This window comes from Pseudomonas sp. AK106 (genome assembly GCF_053903055.1).
In genome coordinates this window covers 4,901,275-4,918,786 of record NZ_CP096426.1, presented here as the reverse complement: position 1 = coordinate 4,918,786, position 17,512 = coordinate 4,901,275, and the positions used below count along the sequence as shown (strand labels likewise).

General features: G+C 62.4%; 11 protein-coding genes. 7 read left to right on the top strand and 4 right to left on the bottom strand.

Translation table 11 applies throughout. The features are described from left to right. Window positions 1–116 precede the first annotated feature (116 nt). Window positions 117–1,781 (bottom strand): response regulator, encoded by a 1,665-nt coding sequence (locus tag M1E04_RS21640; RefSeq protein ID WP_192133220.1) that lies wholly within the window; start codon window positions 1,779–1,781, stop codon window positions 117–119. A 397-nt stretch (window positions 1,782–2,178) separates the two neighbouring features. On the opposite strand from M1E04_RS21640, the gene M1E04_RS21635 reads away from it, so the two are divergent. The 5 genes from M1E04_RS21635 (at window position 2,179) to M1E04_RS21615 (ending at window position 7,435) form a co-directional block, all read left to right on the top strand. Further along, a complete protein-coding gene (locus M1E04_RS21635) occupies window positions 2,179–3,270 on the top strand; it encodes a DUF2333 family protein (protein ID WP_065987724.1) in 1,092 nt (363 codons plus the stop codon). A gap of 3 nt (window positions 3,271–3,273) precedes the next feature. Then, window positions 3,274–3,819: an NUDIX hydrolase gene (locus M1E04_RS21630; RefSeq protein ID WP_065987723.1), complete on the top strand. Its 546-nt coding sequence runs from the start codon at window positions 3,274–3,276 to the stop codon at window positions 3,817–3,819. A gap of 163 nt (window positions 3,820–3,982) precedes the next feature. Next, window positions 3,983–4,354, top strand: coding sequence for a translation initiation factor Sui1 (locus tag M1E04_RS21625; RefSeq protein WP_065987874.1), 372 nt, complete (start codon window positions 3,983–3,985; stop codon window positions 4,352–4,354). A 183-nt stretch (window positions 4,355–4,537) separates the two neighbouring features. Then, complete coding sequence (gene speA / locus M1E04_RS21620; protein ID WP_065987722.1) at window positions 4,538–6,451, top strand: arginine decarboxylase; 1,914 nt, start codon at window positions 4,538–4,540, stop codon at window positions 6,449–6,451. A 90-nt stretch (window positions 6,452–6,541) separates the two neighbouring features. Further along, entirely contained in the window at window positions 6,542–7,435 is an 894-nt protein-coding gene (locus M1E04_RS21615; RefSeq protein ID WP_456292017.1) for an alpha/beta hydrolase, read from the top strand. Here M1E04_RS21615 and M1E04_RS21610 read toward each other — a convergent pair. Then, window positions 7,425–8,765, bottom strand: a complete 1,341-nt coding sequence (locus M1E04_RS21610; protein ID WP_456292016.1) for an MATE family efflux transporter — start codon at window positions 8,763–8,765, stop codon at window positions 7,425–7,427. The genes M1E04_RS21615 and M1E04_RS21610 overlap by 11 nt on opposite strands. A gap of 139 nt (window positions 8,766–8,904) precedes the next feature. Here M1E04_RS21610 and M1E04_RS21605 point away from each other — a divergent pair, with 139 nt between their 5' ends. Beyond that, on the top strand, window positions 8,905–13,830 hold the full coding sequence (locus tag M1E04_RS21605; RefSeq protein ID WP_456292015.1) for an alpha-2-macroglobulin family protein: 4,926 nt from the start codon (window positions 8,905–8,907) through the stop codon (window positions 13,828–13,830). A 130-nt stretch (window positions 13,831–13,960) separates the two neighbouring features. Here the strand turns inward: M1E04_RS21605 and M1E04_RS21600 are convergent, their stop codons facing one another. After that, a complete protein-coding gene (locus tag M1E04_RS21600) occupies window positions 13,961–14,254 on the bottom strand; it encodes a hypothetical protein (protein WP_065987718.1) in 294 nt (97 codons plus the stop codon). A 161-nt stretch (window positions 14,255–14,415) separates the two neighbouring features. On the opposite strand from M1E04_RS21600, the gene pbpC reads away from it, so the two are divergent. Then, entirely contained in the window at window positions 14,416–16,752 is a 2,337-nt protein-coding gene (pbpC, locus tag M1E04_RS21595) for a peptidoglycan glycosyltransferase PbpC (RefSeq protein ID WP_456292014.1), read from the top strand. Between the two features lie 167 nt (window positions 16,753–16,919). Here pbpC and M1E04_RS21590 read toward each other — a convergent pair whose 3' ends face one another. Beyond that, a complete protein-coding gene (locus M1E04_RS21590; RefSeq protein ID WP_065987716.1) occupies window positions 16,920–17,489 on the bottom strand; it encodes a DUF4136 domain-containing protein in 570 nt (189 codons plus the stop codon). Window positions 17,490–17,512 lie beyond the last annotated feature (23 nt).

Genomic DNA, 17,512 nt, shown 5'->3' with positions numbered 1-17,512 from the left:
GGCGGTCTCGCATCACAGAAGTCCGCGCATGATAGCGGAGTGGCTGCGGGCGTGCAGGGAGGGCTAGAGTTCTTCGGTCTGAACTTCGGTCTGAAAATGATGCAGGACGCAACCTGTCAAACGATGTCCGGCTGGGTGTGTTTGCTGTGGGGCGACACTGCTGCATGTACTTCTAACCCGTGCACCTGATTGCGGCCTGCCTTTTTTGCGCGGTACAGCGCTTCGTCTGCTTGCGAGGCCATCATCAGCGCGTCGTCGTCCTCGGTGATCTCTACCACCCCGGCGCTGAAGGTGCAGAACAGATCCACAGGCTCCGCGGGGTAATGGATTTCGGCGAAGCGCTGGCGAATTTCGTCGAGCACGCCGTGGGCCGCTGCGAGATCAGTGTCCGGCATGACCACGGCGAACTCCTCACCGCCGTAGCGACCGATGTAGTCGGTCTTGCGCAGTCTTTGCTTGAGGAACAGCGCCAGGCTTTTGATCACGCGGTCGCCCATGGGGTGGCCGTGGCTGTCGTTGACCTTCTTGAAATGGTCGATGTCCAGCATCGCGAAGCTCAGCGGCTTGTTCTCTCGCCGCGAGCGGAAGCTGCAATCTTCAAGCAATTGCAGGATGTGCGTGTGGTTGTACAGGCCGGTCAGGCTGTCGCGGATCATGCGCGCCTTGAGGTTGCGCGCCCGTGCCGCGCGATTGCGCACGGTGGTGATCAGGTGGCGAGGCTTGATGGGTTTGGTGAGAAAGTCATCGCCGCCTTCGCTCATCGCGTCCAGCTGTTTATCCAGATCGTCTTCAGCCGAGAGGTAGATGATTGGCACGCTGACGTAGCGATCATTGTGGCGGATCACTTTGGCCAGCTCGGTGCCGGTGCAGCCGGGCATGTACATGTCGAGGATGATCAGGTCAGGCTGAAATTCGGCCAGCTCAGCCATGGTCTTGATGGGGTCGAGCAGGGTACGGGTGACGATTCCGGCCCCGTTCAGCAAGCGTTCGGTGTGCTTCGCCTGGGCGCGCGAATCATCGATGATCAGCACCTTGTAGGGTTCGTACTGTGCAACTCGTGTCAGGATTTCGATCTTTTCCAGCAAGCTTGACGCTTCGAGCGTGCCGGTCAGGAATTCCTCTCCACCGGCGCGCACGGCGGCGAGGCGCGTGGGCGTGTCCGTCTCGTGATGGCTGAAAAACAGCAGCGGGAGTTTTTGCTCGAGTCCTTCCTGCATCTGGGTGGCGAGCTTCAGGCCCTGGCCTGCGCCACCGAAGTCGACGTCCATGACGACAGCGGCAGGCAAGCGTTCGGCCATCGTCATGTGGAAGGTGTCGACGCTTGCGAGGGACTGCGCGCTCAGACCGAAGAACTCCAGTTGCTTGGCCAGACGCTCGCCGCGTTCATGGTCCTCCAGCACAATGTAAATCGGTTTGCGCAGGGGCGGCAGAGCGGTTTGCTCAAGACGGTCGCCGTGCCTGAGGCCGGTGTGGGACAAGCGTTGCATCAGACGGTTGAGGTCAGTAATCAGGGCGCTGCTCAATCGACCGCGATTGGCCTCGACGTCGAGCAATGCCAGGTTAATCGCGGTGGCGAGTTGCACGTGTTCGGCCTGCTCGAAGCGTTCTGCAAACCGCAGCAGCCGCTCGTTGGCCTCGGTGAGTTCAGCCATGTCCGTTGCCGACCATTCACTTTGCTGCAGGCGCTGCCACACCTCAAGGATCTGACGAGCCTGATGGATAACGCGCTGGGCAAAGTGGTGTCTGAGCCGGTCGCGGCTCGGATCTTCTGCTTCGGTCATGTCCTGACTTCTTTATAGGGGAAACCCCGATATAAGTGGTGGCGCTATGCTAGCACTACTTTCTGCGGCTAAGGATGCCGCAAGTCATTTTCTCGTGATTTTTGCCGATTTTATCCGTCAAATTTCCAGCTTTTAACCCGTTTGAGTGTACGGATCAGTTGGTTCTATTCAGGCCATGCAGATCACCCGTGGTTGCTGACGGTAAGAGAATGGATGAGGTGCCATAAAGCGTAACCCTGATGGCCTCAGCATCCGCCTCCTCCCGGCTAAAGCCGGCCGGGAAGGCGCTCGACTCAGTTGCTCAACAATTGCACCTGCCATCACATTCCTGCCAAACGCACCTTGCTGTAAGGTTGCGGTCAGAAGCACTGAATTCCGTGATTGAAAGGACAAGGCCATGCTGGATTGGAAGAAGCGCTCGGGCAGCGCGGGAACTGAACGCGTTGACGAAAAACCGATGGGCAAGGCGCCTCGCGGTTATTGGGGCGGCCTGTTGTTCAGTCGCGCCGTCGGGGCCGTGGTGGGTATCTACCTGGTGGTCACTGTGGTGCTCGGCATCTGGTGGAGCAGCGAACCGCCCCTGTTTCCGGTCCAGCAGCAAGCCCAGGCCGCCGCGCAAAGCGAAGGCAAGCAGATGGTGTTGGGCTACACCACCGTCGAAACCCTCAAAACCGTCGCCTCCACTCTGCTGGACAAGCCGGGCGGTTACATTTCCAACGATCGCTCGCCGCCCGGCCTGTGGATGGACAACATGCCGAGCTGGGAATATGGCGTCCTGGTCCAGGTGCGCGACCTGAGCCGTGCCCTGCGTAAAGACTTCGCCCGCTCGCAGTCACAGTCCGCTGAAGATGGCGACCTGGCACGTGCCGAGCCGTTGTTCAACTTCGACAACAAAAGCTGGGTGCTGCCTTCGAGCGAGTCTCAATACCGTGACGGTATCGCTGCGCTGAGCCGCTATCAGGCGCGCCTGTCTGACCCGAATCAGAAGGGCGCGCTGTTCTACACCCGCGCCGACAACCTGAACAACTGGCTGGGCGACGTGGGTACGCGACTGGGCTCCCTTTCCCAGCGGCTGTCCGCCAGCGTGGGTCGGGTCAAACTGAACAGCACCCTGAAAACCGAGGCGCAATCCACGGTTACGGTCAAGCCGGGCGAAGTGCCGCAGGTTGACGAAGAAATCGTTGAAACCCCATGGATGCAGATCGATAACGTCTTCTACGAAGCACGTGGTCAGGCCTGGGCGCTGTCGCACCTGCTGCGCGCGATCGAGGTCGATTTCGCCGATGTTCTGGCGAAGAAGAACGCGACCGTCAGCGTGCGTCAGATCATTCGTGAGCTGGAAGCCTCGCAAGAGCCGATCTGGAGCCCGATGATCCTCAACGGCAGCCCGTTCGGCATTTTCGCCAACCACTCGCTGGTCATGGCCAACTACCTGTCGCGTGCCAATGCGGCGGTGATTGACCTGCGTCAGCTGCTGTCCCAAGGCTGATCGATGAGTGTTTCCGATCAAGAGGCCGCCCACCGTGCGGCCTCCGATGCCGAGTTGATTGCCTGGGTTGATCGTCATGACCAACCCCTCGGTTCTTTACCCAGGGCAGATCTGCGTGAGCGCGGGCTCATCGGGCGCGGCACCTATATCCTTCTGTTCAATTCGGCTGGCGAGCTGTGTGTGCACCGGCGCACGCTGAGCAAGGCCATTTATCCCGGCTACTGGGATGTGGCGGCGGGCGGTATGGTGCAGGCCGATGAAAGCTACGAGCTCTCGGCGGCGCGCGAACTGGAGGAAGAGTTGGGCGTTTCCGGCGTGGCGCTTGCGGCTCACGAGCGGTTCTTCTTCGATCAGCCGGATAACCGCCTGTGGTGCGCCGTGTTCTCGGCGATCTGGGACGGGCCATTGAAGCTGCAGCCGGAAGAAGTGCTGGAAGCGCGCTTTCTCAGCATTGATCAAGTACTGCGCGAAACCACTGAAAAGCCTTACTGCCCGGACTCGTTGGCCGCGTTGAAGCGCTATTTGGAAGGCGTCGCAAATGTCCCGTAAATTGGCGCATATTTGCACTTAGCATCGGCGCCTTTTGCCGTTACACTGCGCGACTTTTCACGCCGGACCGCCCTTGCGATCCGGTAGCGCTGCCCCTGCCTGAGTGGGGCTTCGCGGTCGGCTCCCGTCGGCCAGACTTCGCTCCTCAACAAGAGGATTGCCGGTGGCCAAAAAAGCCGCATCCTTCGCCGCCCTCGGTGGCCTGGTATTTTCAACCGATGCCGGTCGGCATTGTCCCGACTGCCGTCAGCCTGTCGACGCCTGCACTTGCAAAAGCACGCTCATCCCGGAAGGTGATGGCATCGCCCGTGTGCGCCGTGAAAGTAAAGGCCGCGGCGGCAAGACCGTCACGACCGTCACCGGCGTTCCGCTGGCCGAAGACGCGCTCAAGGACCTGGCAAAGACCCTCAAGCAACGGTGTGGAACCGGCGGCGCGCTGAAGGATGGCGTGATCGAGATCCAGGGTGACCACGTCGACACGCTGTTGGCCGAGCTGGTCAAACAGGGTTTCAAGGCGAAGAAGTCGGGCGGTTGAGCCGTCTGTTTCGAGCCCGTTGATTTTGTCGTCGGTCTGGCCGCAGTCATCCATGCAAACTCTGCTGCGCAATGCGGGTCTATTGCCCCACAGGCGAGCAGGCGCCAAACCGTCATTTCCACGCTCTACACTGCGCCCAGCCGGTCAGGCCGGGGCTTTATGACTTTTCTATAGGGGACTTTGATGTCCGTACGACGCACACGCAAAGACGATGGCAGCCAATGGACCGTGGCAGACAGCCGCAGTGTCTACGGGATCCGTCATTGGGGGGCCGGTTATTTCGCAATCAATGAAGCCGGCCGCGTTGAAGTTCGCCCCAACGGGCCGACCAGCTCGCCCATCGATCTTTACGAGCAGGTCGATCAGCTGCGCAAAAGCGGCTTGTCCCTGCCACTGCTGGTGCGTTTCCCTGACATACTGCAGGACCGCGTGCGTCAGTTGACCGGTGCGTTCGACGAAAACATCGCCCGCCTGGAATACCAGAGCAAATACACCGCGCTGTACCCGATCAAGGTCAACCAGCAGGAAGCGGTGGTGGAAAACATCATCGCCACGCAAAACGTTTCCATAGGCCTCGAAGCCGGCTCCAAGCCTGAGCTGATGGCCGTGCTGGCTTTGGCGCCGAAGGGCGGCACCATCGTCTGCAACGGCTACAAGGACCGCGAGTTCATTCGTCTTGCCTTGATGGGGCAGAAGCTGGGCCACAACGTCTTTATCGTCATCGAGAAAGAGTCCGAAGTCGAACTGGTCATCGAAGAAGCCGCCGAGCTGAAGGTCGCGCCGCAAGTGGGGCTGCGCGTGCGCCTGTCGTCCCTGGCCTCCAGCAAATGGGCCGACACCGGTGGCGAGAAGTCCAAGTTCGGGCTGTCCGCCGCGCAGTTGCTGTCGGTCGTCGAGCGCTTCACCAAGGCAGGGCTCGATCAGGGCATTCGTTTGCTGCACTTCCATATGGGCTCGCAGATCGCCAACCTGGCCGACTACCAGCATGGTTTCAAGGAAGCGATTCGTTACTACGGCGAGCTGCGTAACCTTGGCCTGCCGGTCGATCACATCGACGTGGGCGGCGGTCTGGGTGTCGACTACGACGGCACGCATTCGCGCAACGCCAGTTCGATCAACTACGACATGGACGATTACGCCGGTGTCGTGGTCGGGATGCTCAAGGAGTTCTGCGACGCGCAGGGCCTGCCGCATCCGCACATCTTCTCGGAGAGCGGCCGTTCGCTGACTGCGCACCACGCCATGCTGGTGATTCAGGTGACCGACGTCGAGCGTCACAACGACGAAGTGCCGGAGATCACCGACAAGGAAAGCCTGCCGGAAACCCTGCAGTGGCTGATCGATCTGCTCGGCCCGACCGACATCGAAATGGTCACCGAGACCTACTGGCGCGCCACGCACTACATGAGCGACATCGCGTCCCAGTACTCCGACGGCAAGATCACCCTGGCGCAGAAGGCCTTGGGCGAGCAGTGCTATTTCGCAGTGTGCCGCCGTTTGCACAACTCGCTGAAAGCCCGTCAGCGTTCCCATCGTCAGGTGCTCGACGAACTCAACGACAAGCTGGCCGACAAGTACATCTGCAACTTCTCGGTGTTCCAGAGCCTGCCGGATACCTGGGCGATCGATCAGGTGCTGCCGATCATTCCGCTGCATCGCCTGGACGAAGAGCCGCTGCGTCGCGCCGTACTGCAAGACCTGACCTGCGACTCCGACGGCAAGATCAATCAGTACGTCGACGAGCAGAGCATCGAGACCAGCCTGCCGGTTCACTCGTTGAACGAGGGTGAGGATTACTTGCTGGGCGTGTTCCTGGTCGGTGCGTATCAGGAAATTCTGGGCGACATGCACAACCTGTTCGGTGACACCGATTCGGTGAACATCTATCAAAACCAGGATGGCAGTGCCTATTCAGCCGGGATCGAAACCCACGACACCATCGAAGACATGCTGCGTTACGTGCACTTGTCGCCGGAAGAACTGATGACCCATTACCGGGACAAAGTGGCCAGCGCCAAGATCACCCCGCGCGAGCGTACCCAGTTTCTGGATGCCTTGCGACTGGGCCTGACGCGGTCGTCCTACCTGTCGTCGTAATGAGTTAGGTAGTCCCAAAAACGGGCCCTTGTGGCCCGTTTTCGTTGTCTGCACAGTCAGGTGTCCTTCACTGTTTCGGGAGCATGAACGATGATCAAATTGGCGCTCAAAGCAGTGCCCGCCGCCTGGCTGATGACCTTGCTGATGGCCTGCTCGCCGTTGAAGGTGCTCAACGCGTTTACCCCGAGCAGCACGTTCAGCAGAACGTCCGATCTGGCGTACGGCCCGGACCCGCGCAATAAACTCGACGTCTACACGCCCAAAGATGCAGCGCCGGACGCGCCGGTCGTCGTGTTCTTCTATGGCGGCAGCTGGACCAGCGGATCGCGGGGTGATTACGCCTTTGTCGGTGAGGCGCTGGCGTCCCGGGGCATCGTTGCGGTACTTGCCGATTATCGGTTGTACCCGCAAGTGCATTACCAGGAGCTGCTGCAGGACAGCGCCCAGGCAGTGGGCTGGACCCGCGATCACATTCGTCAGTTCGGCGGGGATCCGGCGAAGTTGTATGTGATGGGCCACAGTGCCGGGGCTTACAACGCGGCGATGCTGGCCCTGGATCCGCAATGGCTGGCGGCGGCGGGCACCACACCTTCCATCATCAAGGGCTGGGTCGGTCTGGCCGGGCCCTATGATTTTCTGCCCATCGAAGACGCGGAGGTGAAGCCGGTTTTTTACTTCCCGAATTCGCCACCGGACTCCCAGCCGATCAACCATGTCAGCGCAGCGTCACCGCCGGCGTTGCTGATCGCTTCCGTGGACGACACGGAAGTAAACCCGCAACGCAACACGGGGGGCATGGCCAGTCGGTTGCGCGCTCAGGGCGTGTCAGTGCGCGAGGTGTATTTCTCTCGCACCAGTCATCGCACGCTGGTGGGTGCACTTGCCCGCCCGTTACGCAGCCTGGCGCCGGTGCTGGAGGAGGTTGCAGCGTTTATCCACGCCCAGGATCAGGCGCAGGTCTCCAGCGTCTCGGTCAGCCGTTGAACCAGGCGCCGCTGCGGTTGAGCTTCAACGCCAGATATCCCAGCGTCAGCGCCCTCAATGCCATGAACAGCAAGAACACCAGCCACAGCCCGTGGTTGCCGAACCCGCTTGCCAGCCAGGCGAACGGTGCGGTGATCAAGGCAGTGACGATCATCGCGTTGCGCATCTCGCGAGCACGGGTGGCGCCGATGAACAGGCCGTCGAGCAAATAGCTCCAGACCGCGACAAAGGGCAGAACGGCGAGATAGGGCAGATAAACGAAGGCGATGTCACGCACTGCGGTGATGTCGGTCTGCATCTCGACGAACAGGTGCCCGCCCAGCAGAAACAGCCCCACAAAAGCGACGCTGCAGATCAGCGACCAACCCCCGGAGACGTTCAACGAGCGCCGCAGCGCCTCGCGATCCCGCGCGCCGATGGCGTGTCCGCAGAGGGCTTCAACGGCGTGGGCCAGTCCGTCCAGCGCGTGGGCCATCAGCAACAGCCCATTGAGCAGCAGCGCGTTGGCTGCCACGGTGGCGTCGCCCAGTCGAGCGCCCTGCACGGTGATCAGGAAGAACACCGATTGCAGGATCAGGCTGCGAATGAAGATATCGCGATTGACCGTGAGCAGCGGTCGCCAGCTCTGCCAGCGCTTGAGCGCGGACACCGCCAGCTGTCCGGGATACGCGCGCAGACCTTTGTGGGTGAGGGCGAGACCGAGGAGGGCGCCAGTCCATTCGGCGATAACCGACGCACGTGCGCTGCCGACCACGCCCCAGTCCAGGCCCATGACGAACCACAGATTCAGCGCGATGTTGACCAGGTTGGTGGTCAGCAGAATCGCCAGCGGCGCCCGGGCGTTTTGCAGCCCGAGGAACCAGCCCACCAGCGCATAACTGGCCAGCGCGGCCGGTAAGCCGAATAAGCGGGTATGGAAGAAATCGCGGGTCAGGTCGTTGAGATCGTCCGAGGGCTGCATCATCTCCAGCGCCAAGTGCTGGAACGGCAGGCCGATCAGCCCCAGCAGTACAGAAAACCCCATCGCCAGCAGCAAACCCTGCAACAGCACCTGGCGCAGCGCCGCGCCGTCGTTGCGCCCGGCGGCCTGGGCGGCGAAGCCGGTCGTGCCCATGCGCAGAAACCCCATGGCCCAGGCGAGAAAGCTGTACAGCGTGCCGCCGACCGCCACCGCGCCGAGCTGGTGGGCGTGGGGGAGATGGCCGATGACCGTGCTGTCCACTAGCGAAACCAGCGGCACGGAGATATTCGACAGGATCATCGGCGCGGCCAGCGCCCACACCTGCTGATGCGTGGCGCGCTGACGCCAGTCGTTGAAGAAGTTAGACATGAAGGCTCCCGGGCTAGCGCGCGAGTGTAGCGAGAACAAAAGCACAAACCCACGGTCTATCTGCGCGCCGCGCTTTACGATTGCCAAAGCGGTGCTATAACTTCTGCTCCCTCATCGCTGCCGTCCAAATGAGTGCCTCATGCTAAACAAAGGATTGTTCCTGGCCTGCGCGCTGGTACTGCTCAGTGCCTGCGATTCCTCTTCATCCGACAAACCCGCCCCTGTCCCCGCTTCGCCGGCTGCAGCAGCTGCGCAACCCGGCCCCACCGATGCCAAGCCCAAGCCTGCGGTGGACATTCCTGCGCTGAGCAAGCGTTACGCCGGGCGCGAGTTGACGGTGGTGGACGTCTCCGAAGTTCAACTCGATGGCGCCAGCACGCTGTCGTTGAGCTTCTCGGTGCCCTTGAACCCCGATCAGAAATTCGCTGAAAAAGTGCACCTGGTCGACAGCAAGGACGGCAAGGTCGATGGCGCCTGGGAGCTGTCGGACAACCTCATGGAGCTGCGCCTTCGTCACCTCGAGCCCCAGCGCAAACTGGTGCTGACCATCGATCCGGGCCTGGTGGCGGTGAACAACAACACCCTGGCGGCCGAGTATTCCGCGCGTCTGGAGACGGCTGATCTGCAAGCGACCGTGGGCTTCGCCAGTCGCGGCAGTCTGCTGCCAACGCGGCTCGCTGAGGGGCTGCCGGTCATTGCCCTCAACGTCGATAAAGTTGACGTCGAATTCTTCCGCATCAAGCCTGAGTCGCTGCCTGCGTTTCTTGGCTCGTGGGAAGGCTCGTCCAGTCTTCGGAGTTATCAATCCAAAGAACTGCTGCCCCTGGCCGATCTGGTCTACAGCGGCCGTTTCGACCTGAACCCTGCGCGCAACACCCGCGAGACCGTGCTGCTGCCGATCTCGGGCCTCAAACCGCTGCAACAGCCGGGCGTTTATCTTGCCGTGATGCGTGCCTCCGGGACCTACAACTACACGCAGCCAGCCACGCTGTTCACCCTCAGCGACATTGGTCTGTCGGCGCACCGTTACGCCAACCGCCTGGACGTGTTCACCCAGGCGCTGGAAGGCGGCAAAGCCCTGAGCGGCGTTGACGTCGAGCTGTATGACGAGAAGGGCCGTGTGATCGGCCAGCGCAAAACCGACAACGCTGGCCACGCGGAACTGCCTTTGCCGGCCAAAGCCCAAGTGCTGCTGGCCCATCAGGGCGAGCAGACCAGCATGCTGCGCCTGAACAGCGCCGCGCTGGATCTGGCGGAATTCGACATCACCGGCCCCAAGGCCCACCCGCTGCAATTCTTTATCTTCGGCCCGCGCGACCTCTATCGTCCGGGAGAAGTGGTGCTACTCAATGGCTTGCTGCGTGACAGCGACGGCAAGAGTGTGAAACCGCAGCCGATCACCGTGGAAGTGCGCCGTCCGGATGAGCAGGTCAGTCGCAAGTTCGTGTGGGACGCTGACGCCACCGGGCTCTATCAATATCAATTGCAGCTGTCGGACGAAGCACCCACAGGTCGCTGGCAACTGGTGTTTGATCTGGGTGACGGCAAGCCGCAGCTGTATGAATTCCAGGTCGAAGATTTCCTGCCAGAGCGCATGGCGCTGGAACTCAAGGGCAGCGACACCCCGCTGGCGCCCGATGCGCCGTTCGACGTAGCCATCACCGGTCGATACCTGTACGGCGCGCCAGCGTCGGGCAATCGCCTGAACGGCCAGCTCTATGTGCGTCCTCTGCGTGAAGCGGTTCCCGCTCTGCCGGGTTATCAGTTTGGCTCGGTGACCGAGGAGGATCTCAAGCAGGACCTTGAAATCGAAGACAGCACACTGGATGCCAACGGCAAGCTCGACCTGAGTATCGACAGCCAGTGGGCCAAGGCCCGCTCACCGCTGGAGCTGGTGCTACAGGCCAGTTTGCAGGAGTCGGGTGGGCGCCCGATCACGCGGCGACTGACCCAGCCGGTCTGGCCCGCCGAGGTAATGCCGGGGCTGCGCAGTTTGTTCGATGGCGAAGCCACTGATGGCGACGGCCCGGTTGAGTTCGAAGTGCTGATGGCCGACGCCCAGGGCCACAAACTGGCCGCCGACAACCTCAAGGTGCGGCTGGTCCGCGAGCGCCGCGATTACTACTGGAATTACTCCGAGAGCGATGGCTGGAGCTATCACTTCAACGAGAAGTTTCTCAACCTGTCCGAAGAAACCCTCAGCGTGAAGAAGGATTCGACGGCGAAAATCAGCTTCCCGGTTGAGTGGGGCCCGTACCGCGTCGAAGTCGAGGATCCGGCCACCGGCCTGATCAGCAGCGTGCGTTTCTGGGCCGGTTACCGCTGGCAGGACAACGCCGAAGGCGGCGCCGTGCGTCCCGATCAGGTCAAGCTGGCGCTGGACAAACCGGCCTACGCCGACGGCGACACTGCGAAAGTGACGGTCACGCCGCCGTCTGCGGGCAAGGGCTATCTGTTGGTGGAATCGAGCGAAGGGCCGCTGTGGTGGCAAGAGATCGATGTTCCCGCCGAGGGCAAAACCTACGACATCCCGATGGACAAGAAGTGGGCGCGACATGACCTCTACGTCAGCGCGCTGGTGATTCGTCCGGGTGAGCGCAAAGCCAACGTCACGCCGAAACGCGCCGTGGGCGTCCTGCACCTGCCGCTGGATCGCTCGCAGCGCAAGCTCGCGCTGACCGTCACGGCACCCGAGATGATGCGGCCCAAGCAGCCGCTCAAGCTGAAGGTCAATGCGAAGAACGCTGACGGCACGATCCCGGAGAGCGTGCATGTGCTGGTCGCGGCCGTGGACGTGGGCATTCTCAACATCACCGAATACGCCACGCCGGATCCGTTCGCGGCGATGTTCGGGCGCAAGGAGTACGGCGCCGATCAACTGGACATCTACGGCCAGCTGATCGAGGCCGGGCGTAATCGTCTCGCCAGCCTGGCCTTCGGCGGTGACGCGGCGCTGGCCAAAGGCGGCAAGCGGCCGGAAACCAGTGTGACCATCGTCGCCCTGCAAAGCGCGCCGGTAACCCTGAACGAGCAGGGCGACGCGGAAGTCAGCGTCGACATCCCGGATTTCAACGGTGAGCTGCGGATCATGGCCCAGGCCTGGACCGATGAGCGCTACGGCATGGCCGAGGCCAAAACCGTGGTAGCGGCGCCGCTGATTGCCGAGCTGTCGGCACCCCGATTCTTGGCGGGTGGCGACCAGACCAAGGTGGCGCTGGACCTGTCGAACCTGTCCGGCAAAGCGCAGAAGCTCAATGTGAAAGTGGTTGCTGAAGGGCAGTTGAGCCTCGCAGACGGCGACGGCGCGAAAGCCGTCAGCCTGGATCAGGGGCAACGCACCACGGTGCAAATTCCGGTCAAGGCGCTGGGCGGCTTCGGTCAGGGCGTGATTCGTGTCACGGTCAATGGCCTGGACCTGCCGGGCGAGAGCCTGCCGGCGTTCAGCCGCGAATGGACCATTGGCGTGCGCCCTGCGTACCCGGCGATGCTCAAGCAATACCGCGCGGTGCTGAAGGATCAGGCGTGGAGCCTGCCGGAGGGCGCCCTTGAGGCCTTCGAGCCAGCGGGGCGTGAGGCGTTGCTGTCGGTGTCGAGCCGTCCGCCGCTGAACCTCGGCGAACAGATTCGCGCGCTCAAAGCCTACCCCTACGGTTGCCTGGAGCAGACCACCAGCGGCTTGTACCCGTCGCTCTACGCCGACGCCGCAACGCTCAAGCGTCTGGGCCTCCAAGGTGAATCCGATGCCGACCGCAAGCGCAAGATCGAGCTGGGCATTGAGCGACTGATCGGTATGCAGCGCTACAACGGCAGCTTCGGCCTGTGGGCGGCGGACGGCGAGGAGGAATACTGGCTGACGGCGTACGTGACCGACTTCCTGCTGCGCGCTCGCGATCAAGGCTTTGCCGTGCCACCGGACGCGCTGAAGAAAGCCAATGAGCGGCTATTGCGTTACTTGCAGGAGCGCAATCAGATCGAGGTCAATTACAGCGAAAACGCCGACCACACCCGTTTTGCCGTGCAGGCCTACGCCGGTCTGGTGTTGTCACGCAGTCAGCAGGCGCCGTTGGGTGCGCTGCGCAGCCTCTTTGAGCGCCGCAGTGACGCGCGATCCGGCCTGCCGCTGGTGCAGCTGTCCATCGCGCTGGAGAAAATGGGCGACAAACCCCGCGCCGATCAGGCCTTGCTCGCAGGGCTGGCAGCCGGTCGCAAGGCCAACGACTGGCTCGCCGATTACGGCAGCCCGTTGCGTGATCAGGCATTGATTCTGTCACTGCTGGAGGAGAACAAACTGGCGACAGACAAGGTCGAGGAACGGCTGTTTGCGCTGTCCGATCAGGTCGCGGCGAACCGCTATCTGTCGACCCAGGAGCGCAATTCGCTGTTCCTGGCCGGTCGCGCGATCCTTGATAAGCCCGAAGGCAAATGGGCTGCGACCTTGACCAGCGGCAGCAACAATCGCGCGCTGAGCAACGTTCAGCCGGGCGTCAAACTCGACAGTTCAGTGCTGGCCGCGCCGTTGACGGTGCAGAACACCGGTGGCGACACGCTGTATCAGCAAATGACCCTCTCCGGGTATCCGTCTCAGCCGCCTGCGGCCGGTGGCGAGATCCTGTCGATCAGCCGTGACTATCTGGGCATGGACGGCGCGGCGCTGAACCTCAATGGCTTGAAGAGCGGCGAACTGGTCTTGGTGCATCTGGAGATCAAGGCCAGGGAGCGCGTGCCGGATGCGTTGGTGGTGGATTTACTGCCGGCCGGTCTTGAGATCGAAAACCAGAATCTGGCGCAGAGTTCGGCCAGTCTTGAAGACGCCAGCGAGTCTGTGAAGCAGTGGCGCGAATCGATGGAAAACGCTGGCGTGAAGCATCAGGAATTCCGTGGCGATCGTTATGTGGCTGCGGTGGATCTGAAGGAATTCAACACGGTGCACCTGCTGTATCTGGCGCGGGCTGTGACGCCGGGCGTGTACCGCGTGCCGCCGCCGCAAGTGGAGTCGATGTATCGGCCGAACTGGCAGGCACTGGGCGAAGCGCCGGCGCAGTTGGTGGTGAAGGGCAAGAAGTAGAAGGACGGTCATTGCTCCCACGCGCTGCGTGGTAGCAGCCTTAACTGACGCTTTGCGTCAGGTGACGCTAGGGGACTGATTTATTTACAACGCTCCACCGTAAATTAATCTGTCCCCGGTTCCTGACGTATCAATGAATAATCCAGCTCAACAGCCACAACCCTAGAAACAGCCAGATGATCCCCATGATGATCGAGGCGCGCATGAAAGCGCGGATCGCTGAATACAGCAGCATCAACCCGATGACCAGGGCGACGATGCTGACGATTGAAGTGTCCATGCCCAGCGTGCGCGACAGGCCGTCAACGAAATTGCCGCCCGCGTGAGTGAACATGTTGAACAACCAGCTTAAGCCGTCGACGACGAAGCGGATCACGGCGCCAATCACTTGGCCGAGCCATTCGAAAACGCTTTCTACCTGCATATCTGCTTCCTGATGAGGGGCGTGGACCAAAAACGGCATTGCTCGCTTTGGCCGTCGATTGTCCGGGCGAGTTCCCTGTCGGGTAAAGGCTTTCTGTGAAGATCGCCCGATTATTGCTACGACAGGCTCGCTCGGGATCGTGCGAGCGAGCGTGCTCGCGAATGGGGCGACGCTTTGCCCGCGCTTTCGCCTGGCTCATCGGCAGCCTGCTCATGGTGTGCCTGCTGCTCTGGCTGGCCGATCGGATCTGGCCGCTGCCCTTGCCCAAGGACGATCTGGCGCGCGTGGTGCTCGCCGAAGACGGCACGCCGTTGTGGCGGTTCGCCGATGCCAATGGCGTCTGGCGCTATCCGGTGACGGTCGACCAGGTGTCGCCCTATTACCTCGAAGCGCTGCTGACCTACGAAGATCGCTGGTTCTATCAGCACCCTGGCGTAAATCCCATGGCACTGGCGCGCGCCGCTTGGCAGAACCTCGCTGGCGGCCACGTGGTGTCCGGTGGCAGCACGCTGTCGATGCAGGTCGCCCGTTTGCTCGACCCGCATTCGCGCACGCTGGCGGGAAAACTCCGACAACTGTGGCGCACCGCGCAGCTGGAATGGCACCTGTCCAAACAGGACATTCTGGTGCTGTACCTGAACCGCGCTCCGTTTGGCGGCACCTTGCAGGGCGTCGCCGCCGCCAGTTGGGCTTACCTGGGCAAGTCCCCGCAGCAGCTGACCCGTGCCGACGCGGCGCTGCTGGCGGTCTTGCCCCAGGCGCCGAGTCGCTTGCGTCCGGATCGCCACGCGCAACGCGCCCAGGCCGCGCGGGACAAGGTGTTACGGCGTCTGGCCGAGTTCGGCACCTGGCCCCAGGGGGCCGTTAACGAAGCGCTGGAAGAGCCGCTGCTGCTCGCGCCTCGTCAGGAACCCAGCCTGGCGCCTTTGCTCGCCCGGCGCCTGAACCGCCCGAACAGCTCGCCGCTGATCCGCACCACCCTGGACGCCGGTCTGCAGCGACGTCTCGAAGACCTGCTGCTGGGCTGGCGCGCGCGTCTGCCCGAGCGCACGTCCGCCGCGATTCTGGTCGTAGAAGCGCAGAACATGGCCGTGCGCGCGTACGTCGGCTCGGTGGACATCGGTGATGCCAAACGCTTTGGTCATGTGGACATGGTCAGCGCGCTGCGTTCACCCGGGTCAACGCTGAAACCCTTTCTCTACGGCAAGGCCATCGACGCCGGGCTGATCCATTCCGAGTCATTGCTGCAGGACGTGCCAAGGCGCTATGGCGACTATCGTCCCGGCAATTTTTCGTCGGGCTTCAACGGTGCGGTGGCGGCAAGCTCGGCGCTGTCGATGTCGCTCAATCTGCCAGCGGTGCAGTTGCTGGAAGCCTACGGCCCCAAGCGCTTCGCGGCGGAATTGCGCAATGGCGGCGTGCCGTTGACTCTGCCGCCTCTGGCCGAACCCAATCTGGCGTTGATCCTGGGCGGTGCAGGCAGTCGGCTGGAAGATCTGGTCGGTGGCTACAGCGCGTTTGCGCGGGGCGGACGCAGTGCGGACATTCGTTTGCAGCCCGATGACCGTCTGCGTGACCGACCGATGATGTCGCCCGGCGCGGCGTGGATCATTCGGCGGATTCTCAGCGGCCAATCCCGGCCTGACCTCGATCCCCACGCCGAGCTTGTGCAGCGCCCGCAACTGGCCTGGAAAACCGGCACCAGTTACGGCTTTCGAGATGCGTGGTCGATTGGCGTAGGGCCGAGGTTTCTGATCGGCGTGTGGATCGGCCGGCCGGACGGGACCCCGGTGCCGGGGCAGTTTGGGCTGGCGTCGGCAGCGCCGTTGATGCTGCAGGTTCACGACCTGCTGGTGAACCGCGACGCCCAGCGCAACATCCTGCCGCCGGTGTTGCCGGTGCCGCTCAACGTCGGTGTCGCAGCGATCTGCTGGCCGCTGGGTCAGCCGATGAGCAAAAGCGACCCGAACTGCCGTCGCCAGCGTTTCGCCTGGACCCTCGACGGCACGACGCCGCCGACCTTGCAGGCGACCGATCAGCCGTTGGGGTTGGGGCTCACGGAGAAAGTCTGGCTGAACGACAAGGGCTTGCGCGTCGCGGCAAGTTGTCCACAGGCTCAGGTCAAAGAGATTGCGCTCTGGCCGGCGCCGCTCGAACCCTGGCTGCCCAAGAGCGAGCGGCGCGAGGCACGTTTGCCGGACATCGACCCGTCATGCCCGCCCCAAGGGTTGAGCCTGGCGCCGCCGTTGTCGGTAGTGGGGGTGCGGGAGGGCGATCAGTTGCGCTTGCCGGCCGGCAGTCAGCAGCTATTGCGCCTCAAGCTGTCGGCGCTGGGCGGAAGTGGCCGGCGCTGGTGGTTCATCGACGGCACGCCGGTGGGCGACACCGCCAGTCAGGACAGCTACACCCACACCTTCACACGCATGGGGCGATATCAACTGAGCGTGCTGGATGAAAGCGGACAGACTGCCAGAGTGGAATTCAGTGTGGTGGATTGAGGCCTGGAGTTCGCCCCACTCTTGTGGGCGCGAGCGGGGTGGCGGTCCACCTTGCTCGCGAATGGGTGCTACAACCGCTGAATCTTCGGCGGTTGCAATGCCGTCTTCGTGAGCAAGCTCACTCCCACATGGACCATGCCTCACCGGCTGAGAACTGGGATCCACCCTCAATGGGGCGGGTATTGCTGCAGGATTTTCTGCACCGTCTGGCGCAAAGCCTGCTCGCGCGCAGCAGGGTTGGCGTTGCCGTCACTGACCATCTGTTCGGTGCTGCCACGCCACACCAGCTTGCCGTCCTTGCCGTCGAGCATGTCGATCTGCAGCGTCGAGACTTTGTAATCGATGTTGCGCGTCTCGGTGCCGATCGGGCCGCCCCAGTAGCCGCCCCATGGATTACCCCAATACCCGCCACCGCCGCCGTAGTTGGTGGTGACCGTCTGCTGACGGTTCTCAACGATCAGCCACGTCTGCAATTGAACGTCCGCTTTCACGCCGGGCGCCGCCATGCGCAGGCCGCGCTGCTCAAGCTGCTCGCCGACTGCCTGGCGAATGCGCTGCTCGGTGAGGTCACTTTTGATCCGCGGATCGTCGGGCTGATATTGCAAACCGGGCTCCTTCCACGCCCAGGACCGGTAGGCGCCGAAATCGCGCTGGGCGTCGAAATCGCGGTTGACCCGATCAGTCTGGCAGGCGCCGAGCAGCAGGGCGACACAAAGGACAGCAATGCGGCGGTACATAGGATTTCTCCAGCGTGTAAACA